This is a genomic window from Kitasatospora sp. NPDC040550, from assembly GCF_055594965.1.
In genome coordinates this window covers 23,390-43,314 of sequence record NZ_JBVIWC010000004.1, presented here as the reverse complement: position 1 = coordinate 43,314, position 19,925 = coordinate 23,390, and the positions used below count along the sequence as shown (strand labels likewise).

Genomic DNA, 19,925 nt, shown 5'->3' with positions numbered 1-19,925 from the left:
TGAGATTTGGGAAGTCCCCGACCGCCTACGACCCTACCTCTCCCGACCCTGGGAGGGCACATCGCGCCACCTGGCAAGACGTGGCGTGGCGCGTTCCGGGGCCCTCCGTCCTTGCCCCTCCGGGCCGTTGGTCCTGGTCAAGTGGTCTTGACCAATTTCGGATCCCGGTCCGACCCCCGGCCGGCCCCGGACACGACGACGGCCGGGGTCCGGAATCCGGACACCGGCCGCAGATCGGTCATCGACCGCGAACGATCAGTTGAGCGCCATCTCGTCGGTCAGGTTGGCCTCGGTGCTCGGCAGGCCCAGCTCGGCCGCCCGCTTGTCGGCCATCGCCAGCAGCCGGCGGATCCGGCCGGCCACCGCGTCCTTGGTCAGCGGCGGGTCGGCGAGCGCGCCCAGCTCCTCCAGCGAGGCCTGCTTGTGCTGCATCCGCAGCTGGCCGGCCGCGGCCAGGTGCTCGGGCACCTCCTCGCCGAGGATCTCCAGCGCGCGCTGCACCCGGGCACCGGCCGCCACCGCGGCGCGGGCCGAGCGGCGCAGGTTGGCGTCGTCGAAGTTGGCGAGCCGGTTGGCGGTGGCCCGGACCTCGCGCCGCATCCGGCGCTCCTCCCAGGCGAGCACCGACTCGTGCGCCCCGAGGCGGGTCAGCAGCGCGCCGATCGCGTCACCGTCCCGGATGACCACCCGGTCCACCCCGCGCACCTCGCGGGCCTTGGCCGGGATGCCGAGCCGGCGGGCCGCGCCGACCAGGGCCAGCGCCGCCTCCGAGCCGGGGCAGGTGATCTCCAGCGAGGAGGAGCGGCCCGGCTCGGTGAGCGAGCCGTGCGCCAGGAAGGCCCCGCGCCAGGCGGCCTCGGCGTCGCAGGTGGCCCCGGAGACGACCGCCGGGGGCAGGCCCCGGATCGGCCGGCCGCGGCCGTCCACCAGGCCGGTCTGGCGCGCGAGCAGCTCGCCGTCCTTGACCACCCGGACGACGAAGCGGCTGCCGCGCCGCAGGCCGCCGGGCGCCATCACCACGAGGTCGGAGGAGTGCCCGAAGATCTCCAGCAGGTCCTTGCGCAGCCGCCGCGCCGCCGCGCCGGTGTCCAGCTCCGCCTCGATCACGATGCGGCCGCTCACGATGTGCAGCCCGCCCGCGAACCGCAGGATCGCCGACACCTCAGCCTTGCGACAGCAGGCCCGGGTGACCGGGAGCCGGCTGATCTCGTCCTTCACCGCTGGAGTCATCGCCATGGCCCGATCCTTCCATGTGTCCGGAAAATCCGGTCGTACGCGGCTGCCAACAGCTCCGGGTCGTGTCGCGGGGTGCCGTCGGTGCGGGCCACCGTGCCGAGCACCAGGGCGGCACCCATCCGCTCGGCGGCCTTCTCCAGTCCGGCCAGGTCCGCCTGGCCGAAGGCGCCGCCCGTGACGGCGCGCTCGTCCACCAGGATCGCATCCACCGCGAGGTCGGGAGCGTGGTCGGCGATGACCTCCAGGTGGCGCTGCGGGGTGAAGCCCTCGGTCTCCCCCGGCTGCGGGGCCAGGTTCAGCGTGAGCAGGCGGCGGGCGCGGGTCTCCACCAGCGCCTTGGCCAGCTCGGGCACCAGCAGGTGCGGCAGCACGCTGGTGAACCAGGAGCCGGGGCCGAGCACCACCCAGTCCGCCTCCCGGACCGCCGTGACGGCCTCCGGGACGGCCGGCGGCTCGTCCGGCAGCAGCCGGATCGACTGCACGGTGCCGGGGGTGACGGCCACGTCGGCCTGGCCGCGGACGGCCGTGACCTCGGCCGGGCGGGCCGGGTCGTGGCCGCGCACGGTGGCCTCGATGTCCAGCGGCACCGCCGACATCGGCAGCACCCGGCCCTGGACGTTCAGCAGCCGGCCGACCCAGTCCAGCGCCGCGACCGGGTCGCCGAGCTTCTCCCACAGCGCCACGATCAGCAGGTTGCCGACGGCGTGGCCGCCCAGCTCGCCGTTGCCGGTGAAGCGCTGCTGGATCACCTCGGACCAGGTGCGGCCCCAGTCGTCGTCCCCGCACAGCGCGGCCAGCGCCTTGCGCAGGTCGCCGGGCGGCAGCACCCCCAGCTCCTCGCGCAGCCGCCCGCTGGAGCCGCCGTCGTCGGCGACGGTGACCACCGCGGTGAGGTCGCTGGTGAGCCGGCGCAGCGCGGACAGCGAGGCGGACAGGCCCTGGCCGCCGCCGAGCGCGGTGATCCGGGGGGCCGGATTGGCCCGGGCGGGACTGCTCCGCGGCCGACCCGGCGACGGGCCGGCCGCCCGCTCCGCGGTCCTGCTCTGCAGCTGTCGCCCGGGCACGTATCCCGCCACAATCACCTCGCGTTCCTCGGCCCCGCCACCGGCTCCGCCGGCGGCCCGGCAGGGAAGGCGGCGGTTACTCCCGACCCATGTCACGGTGGACGAGCACCGTCTCGACTCCGTCGGCGATGAGACGCTTGGTCAGACGCTCGGACATGGCGACGCTGCGGTGCTTGCCACCGGTGCAGCCTACGGCAAGCGTCATGTAGCGCTTCCCCTCCCTGCGGTAACCCTCGGTGACGATGCGCAGCAGCTCGGCGTAGCCGTTCAGGAACTCGTTGGCACCGGGCTGCTGGAACACGTAGTCGGCGACGTCCGAGTCGGTGCCGGTACGGGCCCGCAGCTCGGGCACCCAGTGCGGGTTCGGCAGGAAGCGGCAGTCCACCACCAGGTCGGCGTCGACCGGCAGGCCGTACTTGAAGCCGAAGGACATCACGGTGGCGCGCAGCTCGGGCTCGTCGTGGTCGGCGAACTGGGCGTCCAGCTTGGCGCGCAGCTGGTGCACGTTGAGGTTGGAGGTGTCGATCACCAGGTCGGCCTCGCCGCGCAGGTCGCGCAGCAGGTCGCGCTCCTGGGCGATGCCGTCCACGATCCGGCCGTCGGCCTGCAGCGGGTGCGGGCGGCGCACGCTCTCGAAGCGGCGGACCAGCGCCTCGTCGGAGGAGTCCAGGAAGACCACCCGGAGCCGGACGCCGCGCTTCTCCAGCTCGTCCAGCGAGGTGAGCAGGTCGTCGAAGAACTGGCGGCCGCGGACGTCCACGACCACGCCGATCCGGGCGACGTTGCCCTGGGAACGGGCGCCCAGGTCGACCATGGTCGGGATCAGGGCCGGCGGCAGGTTGTCCACCACGAACCAGCCCAGGTCCTCCAGGCACTTCGCGGCGGTGGAGCGGCCGGCTCCGGACATGCCGGAGATGATCACCAGCTCCGGCGCGTTCTCGGCCACGTCTGACACGGTCACTTCGGTTCCCCGCTCTCGGTCTTTCTGCTGGGGAGAACGCGCACGGCACGGCCGCCCTTCCCCGTCCCGGACAGTCGGGCGGGGTCGGGGCGCGCCGACAGACGGGCGGCGTCGGCCGTCATGGCGTCTCCTGGGATGGTGCGGTCCGGGGTGCTGCGGCCACCGGCTCAGCGGCCTCGTCAGCCCCGTCCTCGATGATCTCGCCGGTCGCGGTGTTGACCGCGGGTGCGGCGGGTGTACGGGACGACAACGCCGCCGCAACAGTTTCCGCGGTGCGGCGCCCGATGCCGGGTACCGCGCAGAGCTCGTCGACGGTGGCGGCCCGGAGCTTCTTCAGCGAGCCGAAGTGCTTGAGCAGCGCCCGGCGGCGAGTCTCGCCGAGGCCCGGGACGGAGTCCAGTTCCCCGGCGGTGAGTCGCTTGGAACGCTTGGCGCGCTGGTAGCCGATCGCGAAGCGGTGGGCCTCGTCGCGGACCCGCTGGAGCAGGTAGAGGCCCTCGCTGGAGCGGGGCAGCACGACCGGGTCGTCCTCTCCGGGCAGCCACACCTCCTCCAGGCGCTTGGCGAGGCCGCACAGCGCGACGTCGTCGATGCCGAGCTCCTCCAGGGCCCGCTGGGCGGCGGCGACCTGCGGCTGGCCGCCGTCGACCACCAGCAGCTGCGGCGGGTAGGCGAAGCGCTTGGGGCGGCCGTCCTCGGTGCGCGCGCCGTCGCCCGGCTGGTCCTCGTCGGGCTCCTCCGGGACGGCCCACTCGCCGGTCTGCTCGCGCTCCTGGAGGTAGCGGCGGAAGCGGCGGCTGATCACCTCGTGCATCGAGCGGACGTCGTCCTGGCCCTCGAAGCCCTTGATCTGGAAACGCCGGTACTCGCTCTTGCGGGCCAGGCCGTCCTCGAAGACGACCATGGAGGCGACCACGTCCTCGCCCTGGAGGTGGGAGATGTCGTAGCACTCGATCCGCAGCGGGACGGAGTCCAGCTCCAGCGCGTCGGCGATCTCCTGGAGGGCGCGGCTGCGGGTGGTGAGGTCGGAGGCGCGCTTGGTCTTGTGCAGGGCCAGCGCCTGTTGGGCGTTGCGCTGCACGGTGGCCATCAGGTCCTTCTTGTCGCCGCGCTGCGGGATCCGCAGGTCGACCTGGCTGCCGCGCAGCCCGCTGAGCCATTCCCGGACGGGGGCGGCCGGTTCGGGCAGCGCCGGGACGAGCACCTCGCGCGGGACGGACTCGTTGCGTTCGTCCGGTCCGGCGCCGCCGTAGAGCTGCTGGAGGGCGTGCTCGACCAGGCCGGCGGTGTCCACGTCCTCGACCTTGTCGGTGACCCAGCCGCGCTGGCCGCGCACCCGGCCGCCGCGGACGTGGAAGATCTGGACGGCGGCCTCCAGTTCGTCCTCGGCCACGGCCAGCAGGTCGGCGTCGGTGGCGTCGGCGAGCACGATGGCGTTCTTCTCCATCGCACGCTTGAGGGCGCCGATGTCGTCCCGCAGCCGGGCCGCCTTCTCGTACTCAAGGTCGGCCGCGGCCTCCTGCATCTGCTCTTCCAGCCGGCGCAGGTAGTTGCCGGTGCGCCCGGCCATGAAGTCGCAGAAGTCCTCGGCCAGCGCCCGGTGTTCGTCCGCGGAGACCTTGCCGACGCAGGGTGCGGCGCACTTGCCGATGTAGCCGAGCAGGCAGGGCCGGCCGACCTGCCGGGCGCGCTTGAACACGCCGTTGGAGCAGGTGCGGACGGGGAAGACGCGCAGCAGCAGGTCGACGGTCTCGCGGATGGCCCAGGCGTGCCCGTAGGGGCCGAAGTAGCGCACGCCCTTCTTGTGCGCCCCGCGCATCACCTGGACCCGCGGGTACTCCTCGTCGAGGGTGACGGCGAGTTCCGGATAGCTCTTGTCGTCGCGGTACTTGACGTTGAACCGGGGGTCGAACTCCTTGATCCAGGAGTACTCCAGCTGGAGCGCCTCGACCTCGGTGGCGACCACGGTCCACTCCACCGAGGCGGCGGTGGTGACCATGGTCGCGGTGCGCGGGTGCAGACCGGCGAGGTCCTGGAAGTAGGACGAGAGCCGCGGCCGCAGGCTCTTGGCCTTGCCGACGTAGATGACCCGATCGTGGGCGTCACGGAACTTGTAGACGCCCGGGGAGGTCGGGATCGCGCCCGGCGCCGGGCGGTAGGTGCTCGGGTCAGCCATGGGTCCACCGTACCGAGTTCGGCTGGAAGTCGATCAACTGCTTCAGCTCGGAGTCACCTTGAGGTTCCCGCCCTCGACCGTGACGGCGTAGAAGGGCAGCGGGCTGGGGGCCGGGCCGTCCTGCACGGCGCCGTCGGCGATGGCGAACCGGCTGCCGTGGCAGGGGCACTGGATCTGCTGGTTCTTGACCTGGTCCACGATGCAGCCGGCGTGGGTGCACTTGGCGCTGAACGCCTTGTACTGGCCGGCGGTCGGCTGGGTGACGACGATCTTCTGCTCGCGGAAGACCTTGCCGCCGCCCTCCGGGACGGCCGAGGCCGGGCCGAGGTCCACCGGGCCCTTGGCGGTGCTGCCGGCGTCCGAGGAGCCGGCGGAGGAGCCGCAGCCGGTGACCGCCACGGTGCCACCGGCCGCCAGCACGGCCGCGGCTCCGCAGAGCAGGGTGCGGCGGGAGGTGGCGGGGCTGGTGTCGGGGGCCTCGGACATCGGTGCGCTCCTACGGTGTGCTGCTGCGAGGGACCACGGAAGTCTATGCCGCACCCGCCCCGCCGCTCCCGGGATGTCCGGGAGCGGCGGGGCGGATCGGGCCTACTTCTTCGCCGCGGTGGCCCGCTTGGCCGGGGCCTTCTTGGCGGCCGCGGTCCTGGCGGGCGCCTTGGCGGCCGTCGTCTTCGCAGCCGTCGCGGCGGCCGTCGCGGTGGCCGTCTTCTTGGCGGCTGCCTTCCTGGCGGGCGCCGCGACCGGGGCGTCGGCGAAGTCGCCCGGCAGGATGTCCCGCAGGAACTTGCCGGTGTGGCTCTCCGGGACGGCCGCGATCTGCTCCGGGGTGCCCTCGGCGACCACCGTGCCGCCGCCGGAGCCGCCCTCGGGGCCCATGTCGACGACCCAGTCGGCGGTCTTGATCACGTCGAGGTTGTGCTCGATCACGATCACCGTGTTGCCCTTGTCCACCAGCCCGCTGAGCACCTTGATCAGCTTGCTGATGTCCTCGAAGTGCAGGCCGGTGGTGGGCTCGTCCAGCACATAGACCGTCCGCCCGGTGGAGCGCTTCTGCAGCTCGGAGGCGAGCTTGACGCGCTGCGCCTCGCCGCCGGAGAGCGTCGGCGCGGACTGGCCGAGCCGGACGTAGCCGAGGCCGACGTCGTTGAGCGTCCGGAGGTGGCGGGCGATCGCCGGGACGGCCTCGAAGAAGGCCAGCCCCTCCTCGATCGGCATGTCCAGCACCTCGGCGATGGACTTGCCCTTGTAGTGGACCTCCAGCGTCTCCCGGTTGTACCGGGCGCCGTGGCACACCTCGCACGGGACGTAGACGTCCGGCAGGAAGTTCATCTCGATCTTGATCGTGCCGTCGCCGGTGCAGTTCTCGCAGCGGCCGCCCTTGACGTTGAAGGAGAACCGGCCGGGCAGGTAGCCCCGGACCTTGGCCTCCTGGGTCTCCGCGAAGAGCCGGCGGACGTGGTCGAACACCCCGGTGTAGGTGGCCGGGTTGGAGCGCGGGGTGCGGCCGATCGGCGACTGGTCGACGTGCACCACCTTGTCCACCAGGTCGGTGCCGGTGATCCGGGTGTGCCGGCCGGGCACGCTGCGGGCGCCGTTCAGCTCCCGGGCGAGGTGGGTGTAGAGGATGTCGTTGACCAGCGTGGACTTGCCGGAGCCGGAGACGCCGGTGATCGCCGTGAAGGTGCCGAGCGGGAAGCCGACCGTGACGTCCTTGAGGTTGTGCTCGCGGGCGCCGTGGACGGTCAGCTGGCGCTTCTTGTCCCGGTCGCGGCGGGCGGCCGGGATCGGGATGGAGCGCTTGCCGGAGAGGTACTGCCCGGTCAGCGACTCCTTGTTGGCCAACAGCCCCTTCAACGCGCCGGAGTGCACGACCTTGCCGCCGTGCTCACCGGCGCCCGGGCCGATGTCCACCACCCAGTCCGCGGTCTTGATGGTGTCCTCGTCGTGCTCGACCACGATCAGGGTGTTGCCGATGTCGCGCAGCCGCACCAGCGTCTCGATCAGCCGGTGGTTGTCCCGCTGGTGCAGGCCGATGGACGGCTCGTCCAGCACGTACAGCACGCCGACCAGGCCGGAGCCGATCTGGGTGGCCAGCCGGATGCGCTGGGCCTCGCCGCCGGACAGGGTGCCGGCCGCGCGGTCCAGCGAGAGGTAGTCCAGGCCGACGTCGACCAGGAAGCGCAGCCGCTCGTTGACCTCCTTGAGGACCCGCTCGGCGATCTGCTTGTCCCGGTCGTTGAGCTTCATCGCGCCCAGGAACTCGGCGCAGTCGCTGATCGACATCGAGGAGACGTCGGCGATCGACCTGTCCTCGACGGTGACCGCGAGCACCACCGGCTTGAGCCGGGTGCCCTGGCAGGTCGGGCACGGCACCTCGCGCATGTAGCCCTCGAAGCGCTCCCGGCTGCTGTCGCTCTCCGCCTCGGTGTGCCGGCGCTGGATGAACGGGACGGCGCCCTCGAAGCCGGTGCTGTACGAGCGCTCACGGCCGAAGCGGTTGCGGTAGCGGACCTGCACCTGGTGCTTGTGCCCGTACATCAGCGCCTTCTTGGCGCGGGCGGGCAGCCCGGCCCAGGGGATGTCGGTGCGGAAGCCGAGCTCCTCGCCGAGCGCGTCGATCAGGCGCTGGAAGTACTCCTTGGCGTGCCCGGCCGACCACGGGTGGATCGCGCCCTCGTCGAGCGAGCGCTCGACGTCCGGCACGACCAGCTCCGGGTCGACCTCCATCCGGTTGCCCAGGCCCGAGCAGTCCGGGCAGGCGCCGAACGGCGAGTTGAAGGAGAACGAGCGCGGCTCCAGCTCCTCGAACGACACGTCGTCGTACGGGCAGTAGAGGTGCTCGGAGTACATCCGCTCGCGCTCCGGGTCGCCCTCGGGGAGGTCGACGAAGTCGAGCACGACCATGCCGCCGGACAGCCGCAGGGCCGTCTCCACCGAGTCGGTGAGCCGCCGCTTGGCGCTCTCCTTGACGGTCAGGCGGTCGACGACCACCTCGACGGTGTGCTTCTCCTGCTTCTTGAGCTTCGGCGGCTCGGCGAGCTGGACCGTCTCGCCGTCGACCCGGGCGCGCGAGTAGCCCTTGGACTGGAGGTCGGCGAAGAGGTCGACGAACTCGCCCTTGCGCTCGCGCACCACCGGGCTGAGCACCTGGAACCGGGTGCCCTCGGCGAGCTCCAGCACCTTGTCGACGATCGCCTGCGGCGACTGCTTGGCGATCGGGCGGCCGCAGTGCGGGCAGTGCGGCTTGCCGATCCGGGCGAACAGCAGGCGCAGGTAGTCGTAGACCTCGGTGATGGTGCCGACGGTCGAACGGGGGTTGCGGTTGGTGGACTTCTGGTCGATCGAGACGGCCGGGGAGAGGCCTTCGATGAAGTCGACGTCGGGCTTGTCCATCTGCCCGAGGAACTGCCGGGCGTACGAGGACAGCGACTCGACGTAGCGGCGCTGGCCCTCGGCGAAGATCGTGTCGAAGGCGAGCGAGGACTTGCCGGAGCCGGAGAGGCCCGTGAAGACGATGAGGGAGTCGCGGGGCAGGTCGAGCGAGACGTTCTTGAGGTTGTGCTCGCGAGCACCGCGGACGATGAGGCGGTCGGCCACTGCTTCTGGCGCCTTTCTCCGGACGAGAGGGCTTGCGGTGTGTGGGGTGTTCTTCTTCCAGGATGCGGCAGCCAGCCTATAGCTCAGACGTTCGAATCTCGACTTCGTCCAGCGGAGTCCACCCGAACGAGTGAGAGCGCCCGCCGGACCGTCCGTACCCGGACCGAAAAACCCCTGCTCAGGACCGGGGACCGGGCGGTAACGTCGGCTGGTCAACGAGCGAGGCCCCCTCCGGGCAACGCACCGCCCCGTACAGAAGGCAGATCCGATGACCGACCCGCAGTCCGCGGCCGCGATCGCCGCCGAGCACCTGGCCCTGGTGGAGGACGCCACCCGGGCACTGCTGGAGACCGTCGCCGGGCTGGCGCCCGAGGCCCTCGCCGAGCCCTCCGCGCTCCCCGGCTGGACCCGGGGCCACGTGCTCGCCCACGTCTCCCGCAACGCCGACTCCCTGGTCAACCTGCTCACCGGCGCCCGCACCGGCACCGACATCCCGCAGTACGCCAGCGAGCAGGCCCGCGAGGACGGCATCCAGGAGGGCGCCGGCCGCCCGCTGGCGGCCCAGCTCGCCGACCTGCGCGAGTCCCACGAGCGCTTCCTCGCGGCCGTCGCGCCGATGACCCCCGAGGACTGGGCCGCCGAGGTGCGCCACCGCTCGGGCACGGTCTTCCCGGCCTGCGACCTCGTCTGGAAGCGCCTCGGCGAGCTGGAGTACCACCTGGTCGACCTCGACGGCGGCTACACCCCCGCCCGCTGGCCGGAGCTCTTCGCCGTCACCGAGTTCCGCAAGCTCGCCGCCAAGCTGGCCGGCGCCGACCTGCCCGCCGTCGAGCTGGTCGCCGAGGACACCGGGGACAAGGGCCTGATCGGCACCGGCGGGGCCGCCCTCACCGTCCGCGGCCCCGTCCGCGCCCTGCTCGCCTGGCTCTCCGGCCGCTCCGCCGGCACCGACCTGACCCGTACCCCCGACACCGCCCTCCCCCAGCTTCCCCCGCTGGGCTGAGGGCGCGAGGATGATCCCGAACCCTGTTTCAGTCGGACCCTGACGAGGAGCGGACGGATGACGTACCACGGAGCGGTCAAGGTCGGCGGACCGCCGGACGTGCGCGAACTGGCCCACCTGATCATCACCAAGGTGGCCGTGGGCCCGTACGACAACAACGCGTACCTGCTGCGCTGCCGGGCCACCGACGAGCAGCTGCTGATCGACGCGGCCGCCGACGCGCCGGGGCTGCTGGAGACGGTCGGGGACGACCTGGCGACCGTGGTCACCACCCACCGGCACCACGACCACTGGGGCGCGCTGGCCGAGGTGGTCGCCACCACCGGGGCCCGGACCGCCGCCGGGGAGCACGACGCCGAGGGCATCGACGTGCCGACCGAGCTGCGGCTCGCGGACGGCGACACCCTGCGGGTCGGCGAGGTCGGGCTCACCGTCCGGCACCTGGTCGGGCACACCCCGGGCGCGATCGTGCTGGTCTACGACGACCCCCAGGGCCACCCGCACGTGTTCACCGGCGACTGCCTCTTCCCGGGCGGCGTCGGCAACACCTGGGGCGACCCGGAGGCCTTCAAGACCCTCTTCCGGGACGTCAACGAGAAGATCTTCGACGTCCTCCCGGACGAGGCCTGGGTCTATCCCGGCCACGGCAACGACACCACCCTCGGCGCGGAGCGCCCGCACCTCGCCGAGTGGCGCGAGCGCGGCTGGTAGCCCGCCCCCCGGACGCGAAGGGGCCCCGCGACGCGATGCGCGTCGCGGGGCCCCTTCGCGTTGCCGCCCGGGCGGGGTCAGGCGTCCAGCTTCTCGGGCTCCCGCTCGGCCTGCTCGGCCTTCTTCGAGGCCATCAGGCTGGTCACGGTCGTCACGGCCAGCACCACCACGATGAAGCCCAGCGAGAACGGGATGCCGATCTCCGGGACGTTCGCACCGGCCTCGTGGGCGGCGTGCAGGACCAACTTCACGCCGATGAAGCCGAGGATCACCGACAGGCCGTAGCTCAGGTGGACCAGCTTCTTGAGCAGCCCGCCGATCAGGAAGTACAGCTGGCGCAGCCCCATCAGGGCGAAGGCGTTGGCGGTGAAGACCACGTACGGGTCCTGGGTGAGGCCGAAGATGGCCGGGATCGAGTCCAGGGCGAACAGCACGTCCGTCGTACCGATCGCCAGCATCACGATCAGCATCGGGGTGATCAGCCGACGGCCGTTCTCCCGGACGAACAGCTTGGTGCCGCGGTAGTCGTCGGTGGCCGGGAAGCGCCGGGTGATCGACTTGAGCAGCCGGTTCTCCTCGAACTCCTCCTCTTCCTCGTCGGCCCTGGCCTCCTTGATCAGCTTCCAGGCCGTCCAGATCAGGAAGGCGCCGAAGATGAAGAACACCCAGGAGAACTGCGTCACCAGCGCCGCACCGCCGGCGATGAACACCGCCCGCAGCACCAGCGCGATGATCACACCGAACATCAGCACGCGCTGCTGGTAGATCCTGGGCACCGCGAACTTGCCCATGATCAGGATGAACACGAAGAGGTTGTCGACACTGAGCGACTTCTCGGTGATGTACCCGGCGAAGAACTCACCGGCCGGCTGCGCGCCGGAGTGCCACCAGAGGAAACCGCCGAAGAGCAGCGCCAGCACGACCCAGACGGCCGTCCAGATCCCGGCCTCCTTGATCGAGACCTCGTGCGGCTTGCGCCCCCCGATGAAGAAGTCCGCCACGATCAGTGCGATCAGCACACCGATCGTGGTGACCCACATGGTGATGGAAACGTCCACTACTGCTCCTCCGGCAGGTAGGCGAGACAGTCATCGTCACTGCCGGAGGTCTCTTCCGCCCGTCGGGCCGCACCCGTGCCGGACCAGTGCCCCGGGGCGCCGCGACGGGCGCCCGTGATGACGGGGTCGACTGCTGGGGAATACTCCCCTCCGCTGCCATCGAGAGTAACAGAACGGGCAAAGAAAGGTAAAGAAGGTAAAGAACCGTCAGAGGAACGGCTCGATCGCCGGCAGCAGGTCCTGGAAGGTCCGCCCCTTCGCCGGGGCGCCGATCGCCTGCATCTCCCAGCCGCCGTTGCCGTCCCGGACCACCTTCGCCATGATCTGCCCGGTGTGCGGCCCACCGCCCGCCAGCTCGTACCGGGCCAGCTCCACCCCGGTCGCCTCGTCCACCAGCCGGCAGTGCGCCTGGCTCACCTCGGCGAAGGTCTGCCCGGTGTACGAGCTGACCGTGAACACCACCTGGGTGATGTGCGGCGGCACGTGCAGCAGGTCGACCAGGATCGCCTCGTCGTCCTCGTCCCCGGAACCGCCCTCCAGGTTGTCCCCGGTGTGCCGCACCGAGCCGTCGGTGGACTCCAGGTGCTGGAAGAACACCACGTCGGACGGGGTCCGCTCGGCGTACAGCAGGGCCGAGGCGTCCAGGTCGATCTTCCTGGTCCGGCTGCCGAACAGGCCCCGCTTGGGCGCGGCCTGCCAGCCCAGCCCCATCCGCACCACGGTCAGGGCGGCGCCCGCCCCCTTCTGGAGGCTGACCCGCTGCCCCTTGGCAAGGTTCACCGACACGACGTTGTCCTCTCTGCCGGCCGTGCGGTCGCTCCCGCACGGCTCCCCGGTGGAACACCCCGTCGCCGTCCCCCGGCTGAGGCCCCCTCTGCTTCCGGCCCGCGACCCCGTCCCGAGGGCGCGATGCCGCAGGCCAGCCTAGGGCCTGCGGCACCCGCGACTCCTCCGGGTTACCCGGTTTGTGGCAAGGATGAGACACCGCCGGGCTTGACCGGTGCCGAACCGGCCAAGCCCCGCACGGCGGACCTCAGGCCACACCCGCCTCGCGCATCTGCCGCAGCTCCTTCTTCAACTCCTTGACCTCGTCGCGCAGCCGCGCCGCGACCTCGAACTGGAGGTCCGCGGCGGCCGTGTGCATCCGGTCCGTCATCTCCTGGATCAGCTCCGCCAGCTCGGCGGCCGGCAGCGACTTGGCCGGCTTGCGCCCCGCGCCCAGCGCCGGCACCGGGGCCTTGCCCTTGCCCTGGCCCCGGTAGCCGCTGGAGAGCAGCTCGTCGGTGTCCACGTCCTCCCGGGCGAGGGTGTCCAGGATGTCGCCGATCTTCTTCCGCAGCGGCTGCGGGTCGATCCCGTGCTCCTTGTTGTAGGCCTGCTGCACGGCCCGGCGCCGGTTGGTCTCGTCGATCGCCTTCTCCATCGACGGAGTGATCCGGTCCGCGTACATGTGCACCTGCCCGGAGACGTTGCGGGCCGCGCGGCCGATCGTCTGGATGAGCGAGGTGCCGGAGCGCAGGAAGCCCTCCTTGTCCGCGTCCAGGATCGCCACCAGCGACACCTCGGGCAGGTCCAGGCCCTCGCGCAGCAGGTTGATGCCGACCAGCACGTCGTACCGGCCCGCCCGCAGCTCGCGCAGCAGCTCCACCCGGCGCAGGGTGTCCACGTCGCTGTGCAGGTACCGGACCCTGATGTCCAGGCCCAGCATGTAGTCGGTGAGGTCCTCGGCCATCTTCTTGGTCAGCGTGGTGACCAGGACCCGCTCGTCCTTCTCGACCCGCTTGCGGACCTCGTGCACCAGGTCGTCGATCTGGCCCTCGGTCGGCTTGACGATCACCTCGGGGTCGATCAGACCGGTCGGGCGGATGATCTGCTCGACCTGGCCGTCACCGCGCGACAGCTCGTAGGCGCCGGGCGTCGCCGACAGGTACACCGTCTGCCCGATCCGGCCCAGGAACTCCTCCCACTTGAGCGGGCGGTTGTCCATCGCGGACGGCAGCCGGAACCCGTGCTCGACCAGCGTGCGCTTGCGCGAGGCGTCGCCCTCGTACATCGCGCCGATCTGCGGGACGGTGACGTGCGACTCGTCGATGACCAGGAGGAAGTCCTCCGGGAAGTAGTCCAGCAGGGTGTTCGGCGGGGAACCGGGCTCGCGGCCGTCGAAGTGCATCGAGTAGTTCTCGACGCCCGAGCAGGTGCCGATCTGGCGCAGCATCTCGATGTCGTAGGTGGTGCGCATGCGCAGCCGCTGGGCCTCCAGCAGCTTGCCCTGCTTCTCCTGCTGGGCGAGCGTCTGCTCCAGCTCCTGCTCGATGCCGGTGATCGCCCGCTCCATCCGCTCGGGGCCGGCCACGTAGTGCGAGGCGGGGAAGACGTAGATCTGCTCGTCCTGGCTGATGATCTCGCCGGTGAGCGGGTGCAGGGTGTACAGCGACTCGATCTCGTCGCCGAACATCTCGATCCGGACGGCGAGTTCCTCGTAGACCGGGAAGATCTCGATGGTGTCGCCGCGGACCCGGAAGGTGCCGCGGGTGAAGGCCACGTCGTTGCGGGCGTACTGGATGTCGACGAAGCGGCGCAGCAGCACGTCGCGGTCGATCTCCTGGCCGACCTTGAGCGGGACCATCCGGTCCACGTACTCCTGCGGGGTGCCGAGGCCGTAGATGCAGGAGACGGACGCGACCACGATCACGTCACGGCGGGTGAGCAGCGAGTTGGTCGCCGAGTGCCGCAGCCGCTCGACCTCCTCGTTGATCGAGGAGTCCTTCTCGATGTAGGTGTCCGTCTGCGGGACGTACGCCTCCGGCTGGTAGTAGTCGTAGTACGAGACGAAGTACTCGACCGCGTTGTTCGGCAGCAGCTCGCGGAACTCGTTCGCCAGCTGCGCGGCCAGCGTCTTGTTCGGCGCCATCACCAGGGTGGGGCGCTGCAGCTTCTCGATCATCCAGGCCGTGGTGGCCGACTTGCCGGTACCGGTGGCACCGAGCAGCACGACGTCCTTCTCCCCCGCCCTGATCCGCCGTTCCAGGTCGGCGATCGCCGCCGGCTGGTCACCGCTCGGTTGGTAGGGACTGACGACCTCGAAGGGCGCCACGGACCGCTCAATACTCGTGATGGGACGCACGCCTCCACCGTACGACCCACCAGTGACAAATCAGTCCCGTCCGCAGAAGACGCAGGCCGGGTACCAGGGCAGGGGGGTCAGGATGCGGTGGCGGCGGCAGGTGGCGGCCATGAACTCGGTGGGAGGCGCCGGGCGGGGGCGGGTGTGTTCGAGCATCCGGCGGAAGGCGCGCAGGTAGCCCTCGGCGTACGGGGGGTCGTAGCCCAGCTCGTCCCAGCGATGGCGGGTGAGCGCCAGGTCGACGACGGCGAGGGCGAAGGCACGGCCGCCCTCCGGGTCGGGGCCCCAGTCGAGCTCGTCCAGGTCGAGGCCGACCATGCCGCGGCCCAGCAGGTTCTGGTCCTGGTGGGCGAGCTCGGCGGCGAAGGCGTACTGCCAGTCCTCCCGGGCCAGCGCGGTGACCGCGAGCATCAGGACCTCGACCAGCACCTCGGTGGCGCCGTTGGTGAGGTCGAGCTCGCGGCCCCCGCCCCGGAAGGGGTTCACCGCTGCTGCGGCTTCGCGCTGTCGCGGGCCAGGGCGACCAGGCGGGAGATCGCCCGCAGGTACTTCTTGCGGTAGCCGCCGCGCAGCATGTCCTCCGGGAAGACCTGGTCGAAGGGCAGGCCGGAGGCGGTGATGGGCAGCTCGCGGTCGTACATCCGGTCGGCGAGGACGACCAGGCGCAGCGCCGTGGACTGGTCGTCGACCTGGTGCACGCCGCGCAGGCAGACCGCGGCGACGTCGTCCAGCAGCGCGCCGTAGCGGCTGGGGTGGACGGCGGAGAGGTGGGCGAGCAGGGCGTCGAAGTCGTCCAGCGAGGCGCCGGGGGTGCGGGCGGCGACGGCCTCGACGGTCTCGTCGGGGTACGGCGGCGGGGCGTCGGGCAGGCCGCGGTGGCGGTAGTCCTGGCCGTCGATCCGCATCGGGCGGAAGTGGGCGGACAGGCCCTGGATCTCGCGCAGGAAGTCGGCGGCGGCGAAGCGGCCCTCGCCGAGCTTCTCCGGCAGGGTGTTCGAGGTGGCGCACAGCTTGACGCCGTTCTCGACCAGTCGGCCGAGCAGGGTGGAGACCAGCACGGTGTCGCCCGGGTCGTCCAGTTCGAACTCGTCGATGCAGAGCAGGGTGTGCCCGGAGAGGGTCCGGACGGCCTGCTGGAAGCCGAGCGCGCCGACCAGGTTGGTCAGCTCGACGAAGGTGCCGAAGGCCTTGGGGCCGGGGGCGGCGTGCCAGAGCGAGGCGAGCAGGTGGGTCTTGCCGACGCCGTAGCCGCCGTCGAGGTAGACCCCGGCCGGGCCGGTGGGCGCGGGGGCGGAGCGGCGGAACCAGCTGCGCTTGGGCGCGGAACCGTTTCCCCCTCCGAGGGTGGCCGCGAACTGCTCCAGGACCTGGACGGCCTCGTACTGGCTGGGCTGGTTCGGGTCCGGGAGGTACGTCCCGAAGCTCACCTCGGCGAACCGGGGCGGCGGGACCATCTCGGCGACCAGCCGCTCGGCGGGCACGACGGGGCGGCGTTCGGTGAGTGCGATCGGGGCGCCGGCCGGGCTCTCGGCGGCTATCGACTCGGTCGCGGGGGCGGGGCGGGAGGCTGCGGGCACGTTAGTAGAGGGTACGCCTGGTGCCCGCGCCCACCGAACCCGCTCCCGGGCCGGTTCCGACCGGCCCGCGCGCCGACCGCTCCCGGCCCGCTCCCGGCCCACTCCCGGCCCCGGCCGGCCCCGCGGTGGAAGACTGGGGACATGCAACAGTTGATCAGCCCGCTGGGCGCTCCGGTCGCCGATCCGTCCGACCTGGAATCGCTCGCCGCCGTCTACGCGTACCCCGACCAGGTGAATCGGGGGCGCCCGTGGCTGCGGGCCAACATGGTGGCGGGGCTGGACGGCGGTGCGCGGCTCGACGGCCTGTCCGAGGGCCTGTCCGGGGACGCCGACAAGCGGATCTTCGGCGTGCTGCGGGCCCTGTCGGACGTGGTGCTGGTGGGCGCCGAGACGGTCCGGGCGGAGGGCTACCGGCCGGCCCGGGCCCGGGCCGAGTTCGCGGCCGCGCGGGCCGCCGCGGGGCAGTCCCCGGCCCCGGCGATCGCGATCGTGAGCCGCTCGCTGGACCTCGACCTGACCGCGCCGCTGTTCACGGAACCGCTGGTCAGGACAGTGGTGATCACCGTCGAGGACGCCCCGGAGGAGCGCCGCCGGGCGGTCGCCGGGGTGGCCGACCTGGTGCTCGCCGGGCGCGGCTCGGTGGACCTGCGGGCGGGCGTGGCGGCCCTGGTGGAACGGGGCTGGACGCGGCTGCTGACCGAGGGCGGCCCGCGCCTGCTGGGGCAGCTGGCGGCGGCGGGACTGCTGGACGAGCTGTGCCTGTCGCTGGCCCCGCTGGTCACCGGCGGCGACGCGCCGCGCATCGTCCGCGATGCGGAAATGCCGGACGTGCAGCGGATGCGGCTGGTCTCATTGATCGAGCAGAAAGGATTCCTCTTCACCCGCTACCTGCGTCACCTGGGTTCGGATGACCCCGTGACCCCCCGATCGTGATCCCGTTATGCGATGCCGGGGCCCGGGGGCCGGCCACTGGAAGGGACTCACGTGTTCAAGACGGTACTGATGATCGAAAAGGCGCTCTCGGACGCGGACGTGGAGCTCGTCACCACGCTCCACAGCGACGAGAAGGTGTCCTTCGTCGTCCTGATGCAGCCGCGCGGCAAGCAGGACGAGCTGCTGCGGGCGCTCGACGACGTCGCCCTCGGCCACCTCGACAAGGTGGTGCACGAGCACGACGAGTCCGAGCACGCCCCCACGGTGGCCGGCGAATCGCTGGAGCACAGCCTGCGCCACCTGCGCGCGGCCGGGGCGGAGGCGATCGGCGAACTGGTCGAGGAGAAGCCGCTGGAACGGCTGCGCGCGGCGGTCGGGGAACACCGGGCCGACGAGGTGGTGGTGCTCACCTCGCCGCACTTCGTCGAGGAGTTCTTCCACCGCGACTGGGCCTCCCAGGCCCGCCACAAGGTGGGGGTGCCGGTGCTCCGGCTCTTCGCCAGCGACTCCTGACTCCGCCCGCCGGTGGTGCAGAATCGTCCTTGCGGTCCGCCCGCGAGGACGATTCGCATCCCGTCCGCCTGCCCACCAGATCCCGCCCGTACGGAGCCACGCCTTGAACGACGCCGCGCACGACCTGCACGCCCCGCACTTCATCGGCATCGGCGGCGCCGGGATGTCCGGCCTGGCGAAGATCCTCGCAGTGCGCGGTGCCAGCGTCTCCGGCAGTGACTCCAAGGAGTCCGAGACCGTCCTCGCGCTGCGCGCCCTCGGCGCCACCGTGCACGTCGGCCACGCCGCCGAGCACGTGCCGGACGGCGCCAGCAGCATCGTGGTCTCCAGCGCGATCCGCGCCGACAACCCCGAGCTGGTCGCCGCCCACGAGCGCGGCATCCCGGTGGTGCACCGCTCCGACGCGCTGGCCGCGCTGATGGGCGGCCGCCGGGCGCTGGCGGTGGCCGGCACCCACGGCAAGACCACCACCACCAGCATGCTCGCCGTCGCCCTCGGCGAGCTGGGCCTGGAGCCGTCCTACGCGATCGGCGGCGACCTGGACGCGCCCGGCTCCAACGCCCAGCACGGCACCGGCGAGATCTTCGTCGCCGAGGCCGACGAGAGCGACCGCAGCTTCCACAAGTACGCGCCCGAGGTGGCGATCGTGCTCAACGTGGAGCTGGACCACCACGCCAACTACGCCTCGATCGACGAGATCTACGAGTCCTTCGAGACCTTCGTCGGCCGGATCACCCCCGGCGGCACCCTGGTCGTCTCCGCCGACCACGACGGCGCCCGCGAACTGACCTCCCGGGTGGCCGCCCGCGAAGGCCTCAACGTGGTCACCGTCGGCTCCGCCGAGGACGCCGACCTGCGCGTCCTGTCGGTGGTCGCCCACGGCATGACCAGCGAGGTCACCGTCCTGCTGGACGGCGAGGAGCTGACCTTCACCGTGTCGGTGCCCGGCCGGCACTACGCCCACAACGCGGTGGCCGCGCTGGCCGCCGGCGTCGCCCTGGGCGTCCCGGCCGCCGACCTGGCCAAGGCGCTCGGCGCCTACACCGGCGTGCGCCGCCGGCTCCAGCTCAAGGGCGAGGCCGCCGGCGTCCAGGTGATCGACTCCTACGCCCACCACCCGACCGAGATGACCGCCGACCTGGAGGCGATCCGGGAGGGCCTGGAGGGCGGGGGCCGCGTCCTGGTGGTCTTCCAGCCGCACCTGTTCAGCCGCACCCAGCAGCTCGCCGAGGAGATGGGCCGGGCCCTGGCGCTGGCCGACGCCTCGGTGGTGCTGGACATCTACCCGGCCCGCGAGGACCCGATCCCCGGGGTCACCAGCGAGCTGATCGTCGACGCCGCCCGCCGGGCCGGCGCCGGCGTCACCCCCGAGCACGACTTCGCCGCCGCCCCCGCCCTGCTGGCCGGCCTGGCCCGCCCGGGCGACCTGCTGCTCACCATGGGCGCCGGCGACGTCACCAACCTGGGGCCCGAAATTCTCCAGCACCTCGCGAACGTTGCTTCCAACGTCTGACGCAAGCCGAGCGGGAGTCGAGATGAGCTACGAGATCGAGAAGTCCGAGGCCGAGTGGCGCGCCGAGCTCAGCCCCGAGGAGTACCACGTGCTCCGCGAGGCGGGCACCGAGCGGCCCTTCGTCGGTGAGTACACCGACACCAAGACGGTCGGCGTGTACGCCTGCCGGGCCTGCGGGGCGGAGCTGTTCAGCTCCGAGACCAAGTTCGACAGCCACTGCGGCTGGCCCTCGTACTACGCGCCGCTGGCCGGGGACCGGGTCGAGTACATCGAGGACACCTCACTCGGCATGCGCCGGGTCGAGGTGCGCTGCGCCCGCTGCGGCGGGCACCTGGGGCACGTCTTCGAGGGCGAGGGCTACGGCACGCCGACGGACCAGCGTTACTGCATCAACAGCGTCTCGCTGACGCTGCGGCCGGCCGAGGAGGGCTGACCGCCGTTGCCGAGGGCCCGGCCGCT

17 protein-coding genes are annotated in these 19,925 nt (G+C 71.8%); 6 read left to right on the top strand and 11 right to left on the bottom strand.

All coding sequences use genetic code 11. From position 1 onward, the window contains the following. Window positions 1-255: 255 nt before the first annotated feature. From whiA to uvrA, 6 genes are all read right to left on the bottom strand, one after another. On the bottom strand, window positions 256-1,236 hold the full coding sequence (whiA, locus tag ACZ58X_RS07885; protein ID WP_188308910.1) for a DNA-binding protein WhiA: 981 nt from the start codon (window positions 1,234-1,236) through the stop codon (window positions 256-258). After that, window positions 1,227-2,312: a gluconeogenesis factor YvcK family protein gene (locus ACZ58X_RS07880; RefSeq protein WP_470333092.1), complete on the bottom strand. Its 1,086-nt coding sequence runs from the start codon at window positions 2,310-2,312 to the stop codon at window positions 1,227-1,229. Before ACZ58X_RS07880 ends, whiA begins: the two co-directional genes overlap by 10 nt. 64 nt (window positions 2,313-2,376) lie before the next feature. Next, the gene (gene rapZ, locus ACZ58X_RS07875) at window positions 2,377-3,261 is read right to left on the bottom strand and encodes an RNase adapter RapZ (RefSeq protein WP_360236094.1); all 885 of its coding nucleotides are present in this window, start codon (window positions 3,259-3,261) and stop codon (window positions 2,377-2,379) included. Window positions 3,262-3,379: 118 nt separating this feature from the next. Beyond that, window positions 3,380-5,437, bottom strand: coding sequence for an excinuclease ABC subunit UvrC (gene uvrC / locus ACZ58X_RS07870; protein ID WP_470332779.1), 2,058 nt, complete (start codon window positions 5,435-5,437; stop codon window positions 3,380-3,382). A gap of 42 nt (window positions 5,438-5,479) precedes the next feature. Then, complete coding sequence (locus tag ACZ58X_RS07865; RefSeq protein ID WP_470332778.1) at window positions 5,480-5,923, bottom strand: Rieske (2Fe-2S) protein; 444 nt, start codon at window positions 5,921-5,923, stop codon at window positions 5,480-5,482. Between the two features lie 102 nt (window positions 5,924-6,025). Continuing rightward, the gene (uvrA, locus tag ACZ58X_RS07860) at window positions 6,026-9,034 is read right to left on the bottom strand and encodes an excinuclease ABC subunit UvrA (protein ID WP_470332777.1); all 3,009 of its coding nucleotides are present in this window, start codon (window positions 9,032-9,034) and stop codon (window positions 6,026-6,028) included. A gap of 268 nt (window positions 9,035-9,302) precedes the next feature. Here uvrA and ACZ58X_RS07855 point away from each other — a divergent pair, with 268 nt between their 5' ends. Further along, window positions 9,303-10,037: a maleylpyruvate isomerase family mycothiol-dependent enzyme gene (locus tag ACZ58X_RS07855; protein ID WP_470332776.1), complete on the top strand. Its 735-nt coding sequence runs from the start codon at window positions 9,303-9,305 to the stop codon at window positions 10,035-10,037. 57 nt (window positions 10,038-10,094) lie between these two features. After that, complete coding sequence (locus ACZ58X_RS07850; protein WP_470332775.1) at window positions 10,095-10,748, top strand: MBL fold metallo-hydrolase; 654 nt, start codon at window positions 10,095-10,097, stop codon at window positions 10,746-10,748. A gap of 77 nt (window positions 10,749-10,825) precedes the next feature. On the opposite strand, the gene ACZ58X_RS07845 is transcribed toward ACZ58X_RS07850, so the two are convergent. The 5 genes from ACZ58X_RS07845 to zapE form a co-directional block, all read right to left on the bottom strand. Then, entirely contained in the window at window positions 10,826-11,806 is a 981-nt protein-coding gene (locus ACZ58X_RS07845) for a TerC family protein (RefSeq protein WP_470332774.1), read from the bottom strand. 207 nt (window positions 11,807-12,013) lie between these two features. Next, window positions 12,014-12,592, bottom strand: a complete 579-nt coding sequence (locus tag ACZ58X_RS07840; RefSeq protein ID WP_360236073.1) for a TerD family protein — start codon at window positions 12,590-12,592, stop codon at window positions 12,014-12,016. Between the two features lie 247 nt (window positions 12,593-12,839). Continuing rightward, the gene (gene uvrB / locus ACZ58X_RS07835) at window positions 12,840-14,930 is read right to left on the bottom strand and encodes an excinuclease ABC subunit UvrB (RefSeq protein ID WP_470332773.1); all 2,091 of its coding nucleotides are present in this window, start codon (window positions 14,928-14,930) and stop codon (window positions 12,840-12,842) included. 30 nt (window positions 14,931-14,960) lie between these two features. After that, complete coding sequence (locus ACZ58X_RS07830; protein WP_470332772.1) at window positions 14,961-15,416, bottom strand: hypothetical protein; 456 nt, start codon at window positions 15,414-15,416, stop codon at window positions 14,961-14,963. Next, on the bottom strand, window positions 15,413-16,468 hold the full coding sequence (gene zapE, locus ACZ58X_RS07825; RefSeq protein ID WP_470333091.1) for a cell division protein ZapE: 1,056 nt from the start codon (window positions 16,466-16,468) through the stop codon (window positions 15,413-15,415). Before zapE ends, ACZ58X_RS07830 begins: the two co-directional genes overlap by 4 nt. Window positions 16,469-16,648: 180 nt before the next feature. On the opposite strand from zapE, the gene ACZ58X_RS07820 reads away from it, so the two are divergent. The 4 genes from ACZ58X_RS07820 to msrB all read left to right on the top strand — a co-directional run bounded on the left by ACZ58X_RS07820 (window position 16,649) and on the right by msrB (window position 19,899). Beyond that, entirely contained in the window at window positions 16,649-17,440 is a 792-nt protein-coding gene (locus tag ACZ58X_RS07820; RefSeq protein ID WP_470332771.1) for a pyrimidine reductase family protein, read from the top strand. Between the two features lie 51 nt (window positions 17,441-17,491). Next, the gene (locus ACZ58X_RS07815; protein ID WP_470332770.1) at window positions 17,492-17,953 is read left to right on the top strand and encodes an indole-3-glycerol phosphate synthase; all 462 of its coding nucleotides are present in this window, start codon (window positions 17,492-17,494) and stop codon (window positions 17,951-17,953) included. 124 nt (window positions 17,954-18,077) lie between these two features. After that, window positions 18,078-19,466, top strand: a complete 1,389-nt coding sequence (murC, locus tag ACZ58X_RS07810) for a UDP-N-acetylmuramate--L-alanine ligase (protein WP_470333090.1) — start codon at window positions 18,078-18,080, stop codon at window positions 19,464-19,466. A 22-nt stretch (window positions 19,467-19,488) separates the two neighbouring features. After that, entirely contained in the window at window positions 19,489-19,899 is a 411-nt protein-coding gene (msrB, locus tag ACZ58X_RS07805) for a peptide-methionine (R)-S-oxide reductase MsrB (RefSeq protein WP_470332769.1), read from the top strand. Window positions 19,900-19,925 lie beyond the last annotated feature (26 nt).

Bases quoted from the DNA above. Each gene is read 5' to 3' on its own strand.
- ACZ58X_RS07865 (WP_470332778.1), bottom strand. From the start codon at position 5,923: ATGTCCGAGGCCCCCGACACCAGCCCCGCCACCTCCCGCCGCACCCTG.
- uvrC (WP_470332779.1), bottom strand. From the start codon at position 5,437: ATGGCTGACCCGAGCACCTACCGCCCGGCGCCGGGCGCGATCCCGACC.
- msrB (WP_470332769.1), top strand. From the start codon at position 19,489: ATGAGCTACGAGATCGAGAAGTCCGAGGCCGAGTGGCGCGCCGAGCTC.
- whiA (WP_188308910.1), bottom strand. From the start codon at position 1,236: ATGGCGATGACTCCAGCGGTGAAGGACGAGATCAGCCGGCTCCCGGTC.
- ACZ58X_RS07850 (WP_470332775.1), top strand. From the start codon at position 10,095: ATGACGTACCACGGAGCGGTCAAGGTCGGCGGACCGCCGGACGTGCGC.
- ACZ58X_RS07820 (WP_470332771.1), top strand. From the start codon at position 16,649: ATGCAACAGTTGATCAGCCCGCTGGGCGCTCCGGTCGCCGATCCGTCC.
- ACZ58X_RS07855 (WP_470332776.1), top strand. From the start codon at position 9,303: ATGACCGACCCGCAGTCCGCGGCCGCGATCGCCGCCGAGCACCTGGCC.